Below are 16,782 nucleotides of genomic sequence, written 5' to 3'. Positions count from 1 at the left end.
TGCCAGGGATTTCGACCGCCGGAATTCGAACGTTGATCCAGGGCACAAACCTTGGCGACCGCGACTGTGAGCGGCCACGAATCGCCTGCCGCGGAATTCATCCCGCCGTGATCGGCCGTAGCATCGGCACGCGATTCGAACGACGCTGGGAGTGGCCATTGTTCATCGGTTTCGCACGCTGGGGAGAATTCGTGGTCCGGCGGCGTTTTCTGGTGCTCGGCGTCATGGTCGCCGGGTTGCTCGCGCTCGGCGGGTACGGCCTCGGATTACCGGACCACCTGAGCTCGGGCGGCTGGGATGATCCGGGGTCGGAATCGGTGCGTGCGATGAGCCTGCGGGAGCAGGCCTTCGGGCGTGATCACACCGGCGATGTGATTCTGCTGTTCCACGCCCCGGCCGGTAGGACGGTTGATGATCCGGAATTCTCGCGGACGGTCACGGGCTATCTGAACAGCCTGCCGCAGCGCCATCCCGACGAGATCGCCAAGATCAATGGTGCCTACTGGCCCACCGAAACCGGTGTGGCGCAACGGTCTATCTTCGGCACGGCCGACCGGGATGCCGCCTTCGCCTCCGTCGCGATCGCGGGCGACGATGACACCACGCTCATTCGCAATTTCCACAGGGTGACCGACGCCTTCCGGCTGCCGGGGGTCGATATGGAGGTGGCCGGCGGGCAGGCCGTCGGTGCGGCACTGACGGACACCATGACCGAGGACCAGCGGCGGATGGAATTGCTCGCCATCCCGGCGGTGGCGGTGCTGCTGTTCTTCCTTTTCGGCGGGGTCGTGGCGGCGGCACTACCGTTGTTCGCGGGTGGCCTGACCGTACTCGCGGCCTGGGGCGTGCTGCGTGTATTCACCTCGGCTGTTGCGGTGAATTCCTTTGCTTCCCCAGTGGTTTCGATGATCGGCCTGGGACTCGCGGTGGACTACGGATTGTTCATCGTGAGTCGCTTCCGCGAGGAGCTGGCGGCAGGATACGAGGTGCGGGACGCGGTACGGCGTTCGGTGTCGACCGCCGGGCGCACCGTGGTGTTCTCGGCCGTCATCGTCATTGTCGCCAGCAGCAGTGTCCTGCTGTTTCCGCAGAACTTCCTGCGCTCGTTCGCCTACGGCGCGATGGTGACCGTCGCCCTGGCCGCGCTCACCGCGGTGACCGTGCTGCCGGCGCTGCTGAGTGTCCTCGGCCGCCGAGTGGACCTGCTCGGGGTGCGCTGGTTCCGGGCGGCGGGGCCGCGCTCCGGGGTGTTCTGGCATCGCATCATCGGACTGGTCGTGAAACATCCACTCGCCGTAATGATTCCGGTGTGCGCGGTATTGCTGCTGCTGATCGCGCCGGTGGCCGATATCAGGTTCGGCGGTGTCAGTGAACTGTTCCTGCCGCCGCAGCATCCCACCCGGGTCGCCCAGCAGCATTTCGACGAACTGTTCCCGCTGCGGCGTATCGATCCGGTGCAGTTGATCATTCGCACCGGCGATCCACGTGCTGCCGGAACGGTGTGGGAGCAGGCGAATCACACACCCGGCCTGGCAGCTCACTTCGGCGTGCCCCGGCGCAGCGGCACCCAGCCGGATGTTTTCACCACCGACGCGCCGCTGCTCGATCCGCACAATGCGTCGGCCACGATCGAGAGCTTGCGCTCTATCGCCGCGCCGCCAGGTACGACGGTGCTGGTCGGGGGGTCACCGGCCGTTCAGCACGACAGTCTCCGGACTCTGACCGACCGCATGCCGTGGATGCTCCTGCTGGTGCTGTCGGCAACCACCGTGCTCATGTTCCTGGCCTTCGGATCGCTGGTGCTGCCGCTCAAGGCGGCGGTGCTCAATCTGCTGGGTCTCGGTGCGACACTGGGGATTCTGACGTGGATCTTCGTCGACGGGCACGGCGCGCAGGCGCTGGGTTTCACACCGCAGCCGATCATGTCGCTGATCCTGGTGGTGGTCGTCGCTGTAATCTACGGCCTGTCAACCGATTACGAGGTCTTCCTGCTCTCGCGCATCGCCGAGGCGCGGGCGGAGGGGGCGTCCACCGCCGAGTCCGTACGCATCGGCACCGTGCGCACCGGCCGGATCATCACCGCGGCCGCGGCGATCCTGCTGGTTGTGGTCGGCGCGTTCGCCTTCTCCGATCTGCTGATGATGCAGTACATCGCCTACGGCATGATCGCCGCGCTGTTCCTGGACGCGACCGTGCTGCGGATTCTGCTGGTGCCGGCGGCTATGACGCTGCTCGGTGAGCTGTGCTGGTGGGCGCCGAAGTGGCTGCGGCGCGGTTCCGAAAGCGATAGTAAAAGCTGAGTGGTTCTTGCCATCCGCCGCTGGCGGATAGGGCCGGAGTGGTGCATTCACCCCATTTTGCCCAGGCCATCACCATGATTCGCGGTCGATCGGCGCTGAGATCGAAAGGGAGTAGAAGGTGAGCTGATCTTCACTTTAGAGTTCGAACTCCACCGTGAACGTGCGGTAGATCACCTCGGAAGGGAGTCGACGATGACAACCGACGAAGCGCTTCGAGCGGGCCTGACGGTTTCCGGTAAGCCGATGTCCGGCCCGCTGCAAGACGTCGGGACCGTATCTCAGCAGCTGGTAGGACATTTCATCGACAATGTGATCCCCTGCGGCACCCTGCCCGGTGATGTCATCTCCGGTGACGTCACCAGTGTCACCCGGGTCTGTCTGGAATTGGCCGTGAGCATGCTCGATGGTCAGGACATTCCGGCGAAGGCCGGACGGCTGTCGGAGGCCGCGGCCGGATGGTCGCGTGAGGGGGTGCCGATCGAGACGATCCTGCACTCCATTCACGAGGGCTTCAAATTCGGCATGGACCTCATCGCCACGGGCGCGACGGCCCAGGATTACACCAACCTGATGGACGGCGCCAAGCTCGTGGTGGAGCTGCTCGACACCATCAGCGCGACGGTGGCCCGCGCCTACGTGCGCGAACACAAGGCGGTCGTCAGCGAGCACCACAGCGCCGTGCACACCCTCACGTCCGCGCTGCTCGGCGGGCACCCCACCTCGACGATGGCCCGCGAATGCGGTATAGACATCGCCGCCGAGTATTGCGTACTGGCACTGGACATTCCGGAACACCCGGATGAGCGCCACCCCATGCTCGACGGCAAGGTAGTCGCCCGCCGCAAACTGCGCCGCCTGCAAGCCGAACTGGCCACCCGCTGCGGCGAGACCGCACTCGCGCTCCTGAGCGTGGACGGCGGCACAATCCTCATTCCCACAACATCACCGACCGCGGACCGACTGGACGAACTCCTCGCCCACCTCTCGGCCGCAGCGCGAATCCCCGTAACCGCCGCAGTAGTAGTCGCACCCCCGGTCGATGTCCCCTCAGCCGCCGACCGTGCACACGAACTACTGGATATGGTCCAACGCCTGGAATGCTAGCCGGCCTGTACCGATTCGCCGATATGGCCCTGGAATACCAACTAACCCGCCCCGGCCCAGGCCGAGAATCCCTAGGCGCCCTCCTGGACCCCCTGGACGCCCACCCCGAACTCCTACACACCCTCCGCTGCCACATAAGCACCAACCTCAACCGCCAGCGCACCGCCCGCCAAATGCACATCCACACAAACACAGTCGACTACCGAATAAAACGCATCTGCCAACTAACAGGTTTCGACCCCACCGCCACCTCCGGCCTCTGGCAACTCCGCGCAGCCCTGATAGCCCGAACTTTCGGCGACCACACCCACACCCACCGAACCGCCTAACCCAACCGCATCGTCTTTGTCTTTGTATTTGTTCTCGAGAACGGCACCACAGCCGGTCGACCGAGCTGGTACCGCAGATAGTTCTCCCAACCGCGGAAGGTAGGCCGGGTACGGCTCCCCACGTGCCCAGCACGGCCATCTCGGGCCTTGCCCGCACCCTCCTGCAGACCAACCCTGTCCGGGAGGCAAGCAACCCAGGTGCACCGACCGTTTCGGCATAGAAACCGTTGGCTTTGGGAGGATTCGAGGCCGAGGCAGGCCGGTGCACCTGGGTTGCTTGCGCCGAGAGGCGGTGGTGGGTTTCTGGGTGCGGGCAGGGCCCGAGATGGCCGTGCTGGTGGCGTCGGGTGGGGTACCCGGTTGACCTTCCGGGCCAAGGAGATACCTGCGGTACCGGCGGGGTCGACCGGCTGTGGTCCGGTCTCAAAGACACAACACGAAAAGACAAGAGCGAAAAGACTAAGGACGCCTGGAAACAAGGGATCGAAGAACAAGAACCCGGAAGGCCACCTCGGGCAACAGCCTGCCGCAGGAGCGAGATCAGGCGGGCAGGGCAGGGCAGGGGCAGGGGCAGGGAAGAATCGCGGTCTGGCGTGGTGGTGTGGTCCGGTGGGCGAGCAGATTCGGTGGTGGCCCTCGGAGATGTTGCCGCCCTGCAAGTCCGCGCCCGGGGCGGGGAAACCTGTTGTCGCGGTGGAGTTGTCATTGCTCGGCGAGCGAACCGGCCCGAAAGCCGATGCGACAACGACCTCTAGCACCGACAGGATCAACCTGTCGGTGACACCAGGGGCGGGAAATCTATTGTCGCGGTGGGGGTGTGATGGCCCGGCCGACCACCCGGTACCGAACCGGTCGCAATCTCGAGGCACGACACACCCGGGGAGGCCGGAGCGACGGCGGAGCCTCGGTCAACAACTCGGCCGGGTGATGCAGGTGGTTGACCCGCGGAGTCCGGGACGGATCCACATGCGCCGGAGCGATCCACGCCGTCCGGCCCGGAAAGTCCGAATCCGCACCGAGTTTGATCGTCTTCCACCCACGTGGCCCGTCCTTCACCAGGGCATGGCAGTGATCGCACGCCAGAGTGAGGTTCTCGATGTCGGTCGGTCCGCCCTTGCAGAACTCGGTCACATGATGCGCGGCGGCCATACTCGCCGGAGCCGAGCACCCCGCGCGGGTGCACCCGCGCTCGGTGGCGATCAATGCCAGCCGTTGTGCCGGGTTCGCCAACCGGATTTCCCCGATATGCAGGGGCATACCGTGCTTGTTCTTCACGAGCACGAACGTCTTGGAGTCGCGGGCCATCAGCTTGAGGGCGTTCTCGACCGGGATGTGCCCACCGGTGGCCAATGTCGCTACCCCCGTAGCGCGTTCGACATCTTCGATGTCGATGGTCATGATCGTCGACACCGGCAGGCCGCGGTGGGAACCGAGTTTGGCGGGGTTGAAATCCGGGTGCAACACCGCCAGCAACGCATCATGCTGGCGTTGGGCCTTGCTGCGCTCATCACGAGCCGCGCACGCCTCCAGCACATCCCGCGGCACCGGGTTGTCCTCATCCTCAGCCCACGGGCTTTCCTTGTCCGCCGGGTTGCACATACCGGGGCGCGCCAGCTTGGCCATGACCGCATCGAATGCCGCACGGGCGTTGGGGGTGAGCTCGACGGTGAGGGTGGACATGAGGTCGTAGCGTTGCGGGCTCAGAACCGCGCTGCGCTGGTTCTGCCGGTCGGCGTCCTCGGTGAGCTTGCCGTCGGGGTCCAGGAAACCGAGGATCATCTCCCCGATCCTCGGCAAATGCGTCGGATCCAAGGCGCGGGCCTGGAAGGCGAGCTGCTTCTCGGCATACGCGCGAGCTTCGGGCGCGACCTTGCCGGGCAACCGGTTCATCACCTGCCGGATCACCCGCACATGATCGAGGGAGATCGCACCCTCGTCCAAGGCTTGAGCCGCGTTCGGCAGGACCGGGGCCGCGTCGGGCTCGTCACCGACGCGATGCCACACCGCGAGATCCTCAGCGGTGCGCCACCGGTTGATCGCGTCCCCGTGCGAAATGTGCAGCACCGATTGCAAATACAACGCCGGGCTACCCGACCCGTTGAGAGCGGGCAAAGACCGGGCGCAGGCTTGCACGATCAGATCCCGCTGCACCGACGCCAACCGGCGAGTGCAGGTCTCGATCTGCTGCATCAACGCCACAATGTCGGTGTCCGACACCGGAATCAACGGCAGAGTGGTGAGGGAATCGACCGCCGCGACCAGTGCGGCTGCACCGGTCGCGATTGCGGATTCTCCCCCTGATTCCATGCCTCTATTCTACTCCGCGAAAACAGACCTCGAAGGGTTAATTGTATTGTGATACAAGGATATTCAGATTCGGGAGGAGCTGTTCGTCTATGATTTCGGGCCGAAGTTCAGTAGGTTCCACAGCTCGTCGGGGGAGTAGGTGCTGGTGACTGATATGCCGGCCGCGGTGAAAGAGGCCAGGGCTCTGGGCATGTGGTAGCCCGAGGTGATCAGGATGGCGTTGGGGGTGCCGAGTTCGGTCATGAGCTGGGCGGAGTATTCGGCGTTTTCGACTGTGGAGCGGGCGGCGGGTTCGAGGTGGATGCGCTGCGGTGGGAGGCCGTGGGAGGTAAGCCAATTGGCCATGGCTTGGGCTTCGGTGATGCCGGATTGGGGGTTGCCGCCGGTGACTATGACCGGTGATGCCGCGGAGACGAACGCTTCGACGTAGCCTGCGCGCAATCGGTCGATCAGTTCCGGTCGCAGGGCGCCGTCGGGCTGCAGGCCGAAACCGAGGATGACGATTGCGGTGTCGGGGCCGTGCGGGACCGGCTGGTCGGCGTGGGCGGTCGGTGCGCTGAACGCGATGACACCGAGTGCGAGGACGGCGGTCAGCGCCGCTTTCGAAAAACGGGGGATGAGGCGGGGAAATGGAAAGTCGCGCACGGGAACTCCAGAAGTTTCACGCGAATTGAGACCGGACGGACAGCCGGTGTCGTCGATGATTCGTCACCCGAATGCGACTGTGCGGAAGTAGTTCCCATATCCGGAAATGTCACTGCGCCGGTCGTGCAAATTTGTGACGGCATTCCCGATGAATCATATTGTCGCACTTCATGAACAGCGTCCATCGGTTTCGTGAGATGTCCGAACCCCGTCGCAGTGCCTTCTGACGCCCTCCCACCGGGCTTAGCGTAAGCCCGGATTCGGTGCCGAAACTCCCACACGGCAGCGGAACTCGAACGTACGTCGGGCTGCAGGAAGGCACGAAATGAAACGAAGCACCCGCCCAAGGGCAAAACGAAGTACCCGCCCCAGGGCAATACGAGCGGCGGTCATGACGGGGGTCTCGCTGCTGGCGGTCGGATTCGCCGGAACGAGCGCTGAGGCCGCACCGGATGCGGCGCCGACCGAGCAGCAGCTGGGTGACTACATCGCGGCGGGACTGAAGCAGGCGGGACCGGTCGCCGGCGTCGGCACCGGATCGGCATGCACCTCCGGCAGTGGCGCGGGATCGGGTAACGGTTCCGGTGACTGCTTCGGCGGGTCCGGGTCCAGCTCCGGGCTGTCGGGCGGATACTCCTCCGACACACAGGGTTACGGCCCGGCCATGACGTCATGGACGGCGGCCTTCGGGTACGGTCTGGCCAACCCCGATGCCGCGCCCCCGGAAACCAACGACTGGAATTGCAAACCCAGCGCCGAACACCCGCGCCCGGTGGTGCTTGTGCACGGCACGTGGATGAACGCCTACAACGGTTTCGCGTTTATGAGCAAGCCGATCACCGACGCCGGATTCTGCACCTTCACCTTCAACTACGGCCGGTCCAATATCGCCCAGGGCGGCGGACTCGGCTCGGTGCTGCCGGGTGTCATGGGTACCGGTTACATCCAGGATTCGGCAAAACAGTTGGCCACCTTCGTGGATCGGGTGCTGGCCGCGACCGGCGCCCCGAAGGTCGATATCGTCGCGCATTCCCAGGGCGGACCGATGGCCGGCTGGTACACCAAGTTCGAGGGCGGCGGCCCGAAGGTGCAGCACATGATCACCTACGGCGCCACCAACCACGGCACCTCGCTCGACGGCATCGGCGCATTGGGCCGGGCGGTCAACAACTTCGGCATCGATGTCCTCGGTTTCGTCGAGCTGTTCGTGGGCCACGCGGGTATCCAGCAGACCATCGGCTCGGATTTCGTCAACCAGCTCAATGCAGGCGGTGACACCGTGCCCGGCATCGACTACACCGTGGTCGGTACCCGCTACGACGAGGTCACCAACCCTTACGATCTGACCTTCCTCAAGGCCGGTCCGGGTGCGCACGTCGATAACATCCTGCTGCAGGACGGTTGCGAACAAGACGTGTCCGATCACCTGACGATCATGTACTCGCCGCGAGCGTTGTCGATCGCGCTGCGGGCACTGGATCCGGCGCAACATCCGGACCTGCAGTGCACCTTCAACCCCTGGGTCATCGGCGGCGGCGGATCGCTCTGACCCTCACAGCCGTACCGGCGCCGATGTCGTCCGACTCCCGATGTCGCCCGGTACTCTCCGCAGGCTCGCACCGGCTCTAGTGCGTCCGGACCCCCTTTCGGTGACACGTACGGGGTCCGAAGCCTGCGGGCGCGCCCACCGGGATCTGCCCTGAACCCGGTGGGCATGCGCCTGTCCTCCCTAGCGCCGCCCGGTTTCGGACTCGATCCACGCGGCCATCATCTGCGCGGTCATGGCGACCGCCTCTTGACGTTCGTGACTGTCGACCTCCAGCGCCGATGCGCGCAATACCCCCGCGAACCCGGTATTGACCAGAACGAATGTCATCACGTCGTATTGGTGATCGTCACCGGGCCCGAGAATTTGGATCAACAGCACCTTCATCAGCAGGTGCAGGCGAGTCTCGAACTCCGGGAGACCACTGTTGTAGAACTGCACTCCCGCAACGAGTGCACGCACCAATTTCGCATTGACGACGAGTTCTTCGGCGAACACCTCCAAGACCTCGGTGATCACCCGCCTCGTCGACAGCGGCTCTTGTGGATTCGATTGCTGCGAGAGACCGGACAGCCACTGTGTGAAGCGCCGCTCGAGCTGATCGAGCAGTCGCGCGAGCAATTCGTCCACCATCACGCTGCGATCGGAGAAATACCGATAGACCGTGCCGATGCTGACGTCCGCTTCCGCCGCGATCCTGTTCGTCGAGGTGTCGGCGATTCCGCGTTCACCGAACAATCGCGACGCGGTGTCCAGGATGTGCTCCCTGGTCGCCCGCGAACGCTCCTGGGTCGGACGACGACGCTGTCGTGCTTTCGGCGGCATCCCGGCCTCCCTGCCGTATCGTGAAAATTGAGCTTTGCTCATCTTAGGCTGTCGAAGATCGCTAATAGGCTGTAAGTTATTGCGCCACAGGAATTTATGGCCGACGTGGCACGGCACGGGCGCCGATCGCGGCGTGCGGCCGCTGCGCGCAGGCCTGCGGAGGTGCGCAGATGGCCGATCGGGTGTCCAAAGGGCGACTCACACGCGGAAGTCAGCTGGGCCGTCTGGCGGCGGGGCAGGCCGTGCGCGGGGTCGGGACCAGGCTGTCGATGATCGGACAGCCCGAGGAGGCCCGGCGGATTCTCGCCGAACGATCCTCCCTGCAGGCCGCACAGCAATTGGTCACGGTGCTGGGCGGTATGAAGGGCGCCGCGATGAAACTCGGGCAGATGCTCTCGGTGCTCGACGTCGACCTGGTTCCGGAATCGCATCGCGAATTGTTCCGCGGCAAGCTCGCCGAACTCCGCGATCGTGCGCCCGTGGTGTCCTTCACGGCAATGCGGAAGGTCATCGAGGACGATCTCGGGCCATTGGCGCGAGTCTTCGCCGAATTCGACGAGACGCCGATCGCGGCCGCCTCGATCGGCCAGGTCTACCGGGCGACATTGCACGACGGGCGAGCGGTCGCGGTGAAGGCGAAGTACCCCCGTGTGGACGAGGCCGTACAAGCGGACCTGCGCAATCTGGAATTCTTCAGCAAGCTCTGGAAGTCCGCGCTGCCCAGCGCGGCCGATGCCGGCGTACTGGACGAGATCGCCCGCAATATCAGCGGCGAACTCGATTACGTGCGCGAGGCGCGGACCCAGCATCGAGTGGCAATGCGCCACCGCGATCATCCGTTCATCGTCGTCCCCGACAGTATCGAAGAGTACTGTGCGCCAAATGTTCTGGTGACGGAGTTCCTCGAGGCGGAGTCCTTCGATCGGATCCAGGCACTGCCGGACGACGACCGGAATCGAATCGGCGAGCTCATCTACCGTTTCTACATCTGCTCACTGTTCACCGACTACGAATTCTGCGGTGATCCGCATCCGGGCAATATTCTGCTGGATGCGAGCGGCCGTCTCGGATTCGTGGATTTCGGGCTCTACAACCAAATGGATCCGGCACACGTCGATTTCGAACGCACCGCGCTGCGGGCCGCGGGCGAACACCGCGCCGACGATCTGTACCAGCTGTGGGTGGAGCGCGGCATCATCGATCCGCATGCGGGCGTCACCCCGCGGGAATGCCTCGAATACGTCTGGGCCGCAGCGGGTTGGCATCTGCTCGACGAGGAGATCGCCATCACCCCCGAGCTCGCCACCGGGGCGGTGATACTGGCCGTCAACCCCAGATCCGTCGAATTCCGGGGTATGCGTAAGCAAATGCTGCCGCCCGAGCACGTCTTCTCACGGCGGGCGGATCTGTTCACCTTCGCCGCGCTCGGTCAGCTGAGGACGAGGGGCAACTGGCATGGAATCGCACGCGAGTGGCTCTACGACGAGCCCCCGGCCACCGAAATCGGCCGCGAGATCGCCCGGTGGCGGGCCTCGCGCCGAATGTGACGGCCACCGCAGTCCGCTGGAAACCGCACCTGCCCAATGGAACTGAGATCCGCGACCGCAGTACTGTGAATTGTTCACCTGCGGGGACGGGTGTCCGGCCGGACGAGGGGACTGACTGCGTATGAGCGACGAGCACCAAATCCTCACCCCCGGCGAGACCTGCTGGCAGATCGCGCAGGCCGACCGCCTGGCGTGCATTGTGGATGCGGCCGACTATTTTCGGCACGCCAAGTCCGCGATGCTGCAGGCCCGCAAGCGCATTGTGCTGATCGGCTGGGACTTCGACACCCGGATCAAGTTCGAACCGCAGCACAAGACCCTCGAGGGTCCGGATCGGCTGGGCAAATTCCTGTCCTGGCTGCCGAAGCAGCGCCCGGATCTCGAGATCTACCTGCTGAAATGGAATATCGGCGCATTCGCGGCGATCGGCCGCGGGATGACGCCGATCTTCGTCGCGAACTGGATGACCGATCGGCGACTGCACTTCGAAATGGATGCCGCGCACCCGATCGGCTCGGCACATCATCAGAAGATCGTGGTGATCGACGATGCGCTGGCGTTCTGCGGCGGCATCGATATGACCGTCGACCGCTGGGACACCAGCGACCACCGGGACGACAATCACTACCGGACCGAGCCGAGCGGCAATCGGTACGGACCGTGGCACGATGCCACCACCGCCGTCGACGGCGACGCGGCGAAGGCGATCGGCGAATTGGCCCGGGCCCGATGGAAAGCGGCCACGGGAGAGGAACTAGACGCGGTCGACGAGATCGGCGGCGATACACCGTGGCCGGAGGGCCTCGAGCCGACAATGCGGTCCGTCGATGTGGGCATCGCACGGACCCTGCCCGCACTCGCCGACCGCGCCGAAGTCCGTGAGATCGAGGCGCTGTACCTGGCGGCGATCGCGGGCGCCGAGCGATCGCTGTACATCGAGAGCCAGTATCTGGCCTCGCGCCACCTCGCCGAGGCGATCGCCACACGGCTGCGCGAGCCGAACGGCCCGGAGATCGTGCTGGTGCTGCCGCGGCACGCCGACGGCTGGCTCGAGCAACAGGCGATGGACGGAGCCCGCCGGCGCCTACTGCACCTGCTGTGGCAGGCCGATACCGAAAACCGGCTCGGCGTCTACTATCCCGTCACCGCGGCCGGTGCACCGATCTATGTGCACGCCAAGGTGCTGGTGATGGACGACCGGCTGCTGCGGGTGGGCTCGTCGAACCTCAACAACCGTTCGATGGGCTTCGACTCCGAATGCGATCTGGTCGTCGAGGTCACCCCGGACACCGCGAACGGTGATCTGCTGCGCGACACCATCCTCGGCATCCGGCGTCAGCTGATCTGCGAACATCTCGGTGCCGAGCCCGCGAAATTCGATGCCACCCTCGCCGAGACGTCCTCACTCCGCAGCACTGTCGAAGCCCTGCGCGGCAGCGGCCGGACCCTGGTGCGGTTCGATCCGGAGACGGTCGAGGACGAGGACAGTCCGCTGGCGGAGAACGAACTGATGGATCCTGAACGCACCCCACCGAGCCTGTGGGACAACCCATTACTGAGCTGGGGTCTGCGCCGCCTGAAGGCCACCGGGCCGGATCCGCTCAGCTGACCGGTTTTCTGACCCCGCCGTAGATGCCGCGCCGCACGATGAGCGGTTGCAGCAGCGACCACGCCGGGATTCGGAAGCCCTGACCGCCCGGGCTGAACACCTCCAGGCTATTGCGCTGGGTGCCCACCACCGAACCCCAGCGCCGGGCTGCCGGTACGAACGGCTTCGGTGTTCCGCCCGCCAGGTCGGCCCGAATATTGTGTGCCAGTAGGCCGTCGGCGCGGCTTCTGGCCGATGTGCGCAGCGGGTCGGTCGCCGCGACGTCTCCGATCGCGTACAGGCCCGGCGCGCCGGGGACCCGGAGATACTCGTCCACCACGACGAAACCGTTTTCGTCGAGCAGCTCGTCCGGCAGCCAAGTCGTATTCGGAGTGACCCGGCCGACCGTCCAGAGCACGGCAGCGGCACTGCTCGCCGATTGCCCGGTGCTCCATTCGACGGTTCCGCTGGTGATCTCGTCGCAGCCGAATCCGTCCGGCACCACCGCGCGATGGTGTGGGTGCAACCCGACACCCAACCGTTCGAGCCGCTTGCTCAGCGTGCTCCACACCCTGCCGTGGTGGTGCGAAAGCGCGCGCTCACCAGGGAAATACAGGTCCACCCGCTTCTCCGGCCAGGTGGTGGCCACGTTCAGGGCGCCGCTCACCGCAGCGGCCCCGCCGCCGAGCACGATGACCGAGTCGGCGGCCGCGAGTCTTTCGTGATCCGCGGCGATCGCGGCTGCGACCTGGTCGCTGGTCTGTAGATCCGGCCGCCGCCAGAAGCCGTTCGTCACGCCGGTAGCGATCACGAGCACGTCGTACGGCTCGATAGCCCCGGCGCCGTCTGATCCGGTGAGTTGGACCTGCTGTGCCGCGAGGTCCAACCGTGTCAACGTGCCGTGCACGATTCGCACCGGGTCGAGCCGCTGATAACGATCGAAGGGCACCCAGTAATCGCGGGCCCACTCTCCCGGGCGGGACAGGCGCATACCGAGCTCCTGACCGCTGACCAGTCCCGGTTTGCTCGAAATACCAACCACGCGGCCATGTTTCGAGAGGTGTATGGCGGTCAGCAGACCGGTGTCGCCGAGACCCGCGACCACAATGCGAGGGCTGCTCACGCCACGAACTCCCGCTGCTTGCGCGGGGGACGCGGAACGAAGCGCGGTACCCGGTCGATCACATCCTGATAGTCCGGCCTGCGTTCGAGACTGCGCTGCTCCATCATCGGGATGCTCGCCCCCTGGAACATCGCGAACATACCGATCGCGCCGAGGAAGACCCACCACCAGTCCTGTGGTGCGGCAGCCAGTCCGAAGAGCCCGAGCGAGAGCCAGAAGCTGAACTCGCCGAAGTAGTTCGGATGCCGCGACCAACTCCACAGTCCCCGATCCATCGCCTGGCCGGGGCGGCGATGCGCCGCGAAACGGTACATCTGCAGATCGGCGATGAACTCCAGCACCACCGCACCGATACCGACCACGCACGCGACGATGTCCAACCAGCCGATCCCGCGATCGGTGTTGGTCAGCACCACATACACCGGGAGCATCCCGGCGAAGACCTGCAGAGTAGGGAACACGTGAATGCCCATCAGGTCGGCGACCGCCTCGGCCTTGCCCGCCCTGGCGCGCAGCATCGGATAGCGCCAATCCTCATGGTGCAGACCGGGAAACGCGTACAGCCAGTTACCGGTCAGCCGAATCGCCCAGAACACCATCACGCCCAGCACCAGCCAGGCGCGTGTGCGGTCTCCGTCATCCCCGATCCGCGCCCACCAGGCCACCAGCAACAGCGGCGGCAGCACACTCCAGTAGGCGTCGTAGAAGCTCGAATTCTTGTGCATCCGGCTGGCCGCGAAGACCACAACCGTGGCGATCAGATCGGCGATCAACCCATCCAGCCAGAGCTGACCGGTCCGCGGCCCCCAGGCCAGCCACGCACCGCCCGCCCCGAAGGCGAGGACATAGGCGATCCCGACACGCACAATCGATTCGGTCTTGCTCATCCGATGACCGTACCTAGAACGTGTTCCAGTTAGTCGGAGATTCCGCCATGAACATGGACGGCCTGCCCGTAGAACCCTTCGGGCCGCTGTGCCAGAAGCGGAGCGACCTGACCACTGGCCGCAACGACGGCCTCGGATCGCGTGGTCGCATCATGTGCGTCCTTGTCGGCCCACAGCTGAGTCAGCCAAATAGTGTCCGGATCGTCAAATGCCGTGTTGATGCTGTAGCTGAGCAGCCCGCCATCTTCGCTGGCACGTAACCCCTTCAGCAGCAGGGCAATCAACTCGTCCCGCTGGCCAGGTAGCGCCGTCATTCGACCGAAGACGCTGAACAAATTCTCACCGGACACCGTTCGCCCTTTCGCCTGATCGTTCGTGTCCGAGGCTACCTTCCACCCGCCACTCCGGTCTTGAGATGCGCTCGGCCCGTTAACCTTCCGCCGTATCGAGGTGGGAACCGCACGTCACGGTGAGAAGTCCGCCCCGATGCCGATTTCTGACCGCTCGGGCCGGTTCGACTCGGGCGAGGGAATGACTGAGACGCCCGCGATGTTTTTCCGGAATTCGAAGTGCAGTGGTCGAACCGGAAGGAAATGTGCCTCATGTCACAAGGAGCGGTCGAGGACCCTTCGATCCAGCTTGATGAGTTCTTCACCGAGTTCCGGGCGGGATCGTTGCGGTTGCGGAACAGGTTCGCGATGGCTCCGATGACAAGAATGCAGTCGCCGGGCGGTGTTCCGAATGCGGAGAACATCGAGTACTACCGGGCCCATGCGGCCGGTGGTGCGGGGCTGCTGATTACCGAGGGCACCTATGTGCGGGGCCCGGCGGCCGGGCCGGAGGCGGCGGTGCCGCGGTTCTACGACGATGACAGTGCCGCCGGTTGGCGGGCGGTGGTGGAGGCGGTGCACGCCGAAGGCGCCGCGATTGCGCCGCAGCTCTGGCATACCGGTGTGACACGGGGTGACAGCCCGAAATTCGAGCCGGAGGTTGCCTCTGTGAGCCCGTCCGGCGTGAACCACAAGGGTCAGCAGGTGGGGCAGTCCTTGACCACCCGTGATCTGGACACGCTGGTCGAGTCGTATGTGGAGTCGGCGTCGCTGGCGAAGCAGATCGGATTCGACGGCCTCGAACTGCACGGTGCGCACGGGTATCTGCTCGATGAATTCTTCTGGGCCGCAACCAATCACCGGCAGGATGAATACGGTGGAACGCTGCGGCGGCGCGCCGGTTTCCCCGCTCGCGTGGTAGCGGCCGTCCGCGAGGCCGTCGGTCCTGATTTCACGATCATCTACCGCTATTCACAGTGGAAGGGCGCCGATTACACGGCCCGGGTCGCCGAGACTCCCGCAGAGCTCGAAGAGCTGCTGACGCCGCTGGTGGAAGCCGGCGTGGATATCTTCCACACGTCGCTGCGGCGGCACTGGCAGCCCGAGTTCACCGAGCACACAGACGATCTGAGCCTGGCGGGCTGGACCAAGAAGATCACCGGACTGCCGGTGATCACCGTGGGTTCCGTCGGAGTGGACAGCGTCTTCCACGGTGATCGAATCGACGAGACCCAGGCTCAGCGCTTTCAGGTGCTGCAGGAGCAATTCGAACGCGGCGAGTTCGATATCGTCGCGCTCGGCCGGGCGCTGCTGGCCGACCCGGAATGGGTGAACAAGGTGCACGACGGCCGGCTTTCGGAAATCACGCCGTTCCGGTAGGCCGTATCACGTCGGGCCGGCCCTGATCGAGCGCCGGGAAGTGGTGTGCGCACAGGCTTTCCATCGCTCGAGAGGCATGCGAAGCTCACCGTGTGAATCCCGATAGGCCGCCGCTCGTGCTGCTGCACGGCATCACCATGTCCGCGCAGGCATGGCAGGACGTCATCCCGCTGCTCGCCGCTCATCACAGCGTGGTCGCGCTGGCGGCGCTCGGGCATCGCGGCGGCCCGCCGGCGGTCCGGCGCCCGGCCACGGTCGGCGACCTGGTCGATGACGCGGAACGGGTACTCGACGACCTCGGCCTGGAACGGGTCCACCTGGCCGGGAACTCACTGGGCGGCTGGATGGCCGTCGAACTCGCGCGGCGAGGCCGCGCCGACAGTGTTTGTGCGCTTTCACCAGCGGGTTTCTGGGATGCGGGCGCGGCCGGCCAGACCTCCGGTGTGAAGAAGCTGCGCCGCATGATCGCTCTGACCCGGCTGACACCCGCACTGCAACCGCTCGCCATGCGCTCGCCGATCGTCCGGCGGCTGGCGCTGCGCGATATCGCAGTCCGAGGCGAGCGACTGTCACCGGCGCAGGCCCTCGAGGCCGCACGCGACCTCCTCGGTTGCACGGTCGCCGATGATCTCCTCGGCAACCATGAGGAGATCGCGCCGCTGGACCCGCTGCCCTGCCCGATAACGCTCGCCTGGTCGGCCCTGGACGCCATCCTCCCGGTGGACGTCAACGGACGGATCGCCCGCGAACGAATTCCGCAGGCCCGCTTCGAGATTCTGCCTGGCGTCGCGCATGTGCCGATGATCGACAATCCGGCCCTCGTCGCCGAAACGATTCTCACCAGTACCGGAGCGCTTCCGCGGCGGTGATAC

At 65.2% G+C, this 16,782-nt stretch carries 12 protein-coding genes and 1 pseudogene; 7 read left to right on the top strand and 6 right to left on the bottom strand.

Features of this window, described 5'->3' with window-relative positions; translation table 11 throughout:
• Positions 1-107: 107 nt before the first annotated feature.
• Together ABZX86_RS09450 and ABZX86_RS09445 are read left to right on the top strand one after the other, a co-directional pair.
• The gene (locus ABZX86_RS09450) at positions 108-2,300 is read left to right on the top strand and encodes an MMPL family transporter (RefSeq protein WP_355121767.1); all 2,193 of its coding nucleotides are present in this window, start codon (positions 108-110) and stop codon (positions 2,298-2,300) included.
• Positions 2,301-2,492: 192 nt separating this feature from the next.
• A pseudogene (locus tag ABZX86_RS09445) lies at positions 2,493-3,733 on the top strand (helix-turn-helix domain-containing protein).
• 798 nt (positions 3,734-4,531) lie between these two features.
• Here the strand turns inward: ABZX86_RS09445 and ABZX86_RS09440 are convergent.
• Together ABZX86_RS09440 and ABZX86_RS09435 are read right to left on the bottom strand one after the other, a co-directional pair.
• Positions 4,532-6,040 carry a DUF222 domain-containing protein gene (locus ABZX86_RS09440; RefSeq protein ID WP_355121765.1) on the bottom strand — a complete coding sequence of 503 codons (1,509 nt, stop codon included), beginning with the start codon at positions 6,038-6,040 and terminating at the stop codon, positions 4,532-4,534.
• 87 nt (positions 6,041-6,127) lie between these two features.
• Complete coding sequence (locus tag ABZX86_RS09435; RefSeq protein ID WP_355121763.1) at positions 6,128-6,685, bottom strand: YdcF family protein; 558 nt, start codon at positions 6,683-6,685, stop codon at positions 6,128-6,130.
• A 391-nt stretch (positions 6,686-7,076) separates the two neighbouring features.
• On the opposite strand from ABZX86_RS09435, the gene ABZX86_RS09430 reads away from it, so the two are divergent.
• Complete coding sequence (locus ABZX86_RS09430; RefSeq protein ID WP_355121761.1) at positions 7,077-8,234, top strand: alpha/beta fold hydrolase; 1,158 nt, start codon at positions 7,077-7,079, stop codon at positions 8,232-8,234.
• 180 nt (positions 8,235-8,414) lie between these two features.
• Here ABZX86_RS09430 and ABZX86_RS09425 read toward each other — a convergent pair whose 3' ends face one another.
• A complete protein-coding gene (locus ABZX86_RS09425; protein WP_355121759.1) occupies positions 8,415-9,056 on the bottom strand; it encodes a TetR/AcrR family transcriptional regulator in 642 nt (213 codons plus the stop codon).
• 170 nt (positions 9,057-9,226) lie between these two features.
• Between ABZX86_RS09425 and ABZX86_RS09420 the strand changes: the two genes are divergently transcribed.
• Positions 9,227-10,603: an AarF/ABC1/UbiB kinase family protein gene (locus ABZX86_RS09420; protein WP_355121757.1), complete on the top strand. Its 1,377-nt coding sequence runs from the start codon at positions 9,227-9,229 to the stop codon at positions 10,601-10,603.
• Between the two features lie 121 nt (positions 10,604-10,724).
• On the top strand, positions 10,725-12,212 hold the full coding sequence (locus ABZX86_RS09415) for a phospholipase D-like domain-containing protein (protein WP_355121756.1): 1,488 nt from the start codon (positions 10,725-10,727) through the stop codon (positions 12,210-12,212).
• Here the strand turns inward: ABZX86_RS09415 and ABZX86_RS09410 are convergent.
• From ABZX86_RS09410 to ABZX86_RS09400, 3 genes are read right to left on the bottom strand one after another with little or no spacing between them, the layout of a single operon-like run.
• Complete coding sequence (locus ABZX86_RS09410; protein ID WP_355121754.1) at positions 12,205-13,314, bottom strand: FAD-dependent oxidoreductase; 1,110 nt, start codon at positions 13,312-13,314, stop codon at positions 12,205-12,207. The genes ABZX86_RS09415 and ABZX86_RS09410 overlap by 8 nt on opposite strands.
• Complete coding sequence (locus tag ABZX86_RS09405; RefSeq protein WP_355121752.1) at positions 13,311-14,201, bottom strand: DUF1295 domain-containing protein; 891 nt, start codon at positions 14,199-14,201, stop codon at positions 13,311-13,313. Before ABZX86_RS09405 ends, ABZX86_RS09410 begins: the two co-directional genes overlap by 4 nt.
• Positions 14,202-14,230: 29 nt before the next feature.
• Entirely contained in the window at positions 14,231-14,551 is a 321-nt protein-coding gene (locus ABZX86_RS09400; RefSeq protein ID WP_355121750.1) for an antibiotic biosynthesis monooxygenase, read from the bottom strand.
• A 252-nt stretch (positions 14,552-14,803) separates the two neighbouring features.
• Between ABZX86_RS09400 and ABZX86_RS09395 the strand changes: the two genes are divergently transcribed.
• Both ABZX86_RS09395 and ABZX86_RS09390 read left to right on the top strand, forming a co-directional pair.
• Positions 14,804-15,910, top strand: a complete 1,107-nt coding sequence (locus ABZX86_RS09395) for an NADH:flavin oxidoreductase (protein ID WP_355121748.1) — start codon at positions 14,804-14,806, stop codon at positions 15,908-15,910.
• Positions 15,911-16,002: 92 nt separating this feature from the next.
• Positions 16,003-16,779, top strand: a complete 777-nt coding sequence (locus ABZX86_RS09390; protein ID WP_355121746.1) for an alpha/beta fold hydrolase — start codon at positions 16,003-16,005, stop codon at positions 16,777-16,779.
• Positions 16,780-16,782 lie beyond the last annotated feature (3 nt).

It is taken from the genome of Nocardia sp. NPDC006630, assembly GCF_040611495.1.
GTDB lineage: Bacteria > Actinomycetota > Actinomycetes > Mycobacteriales > Mycobacteriaceae > Nocardia.
The sequence above is the reverse complement of the archived record's forward strand: the minus strand, read 5'-3'. Positions and strand labels throughout refer to the sequence as shown.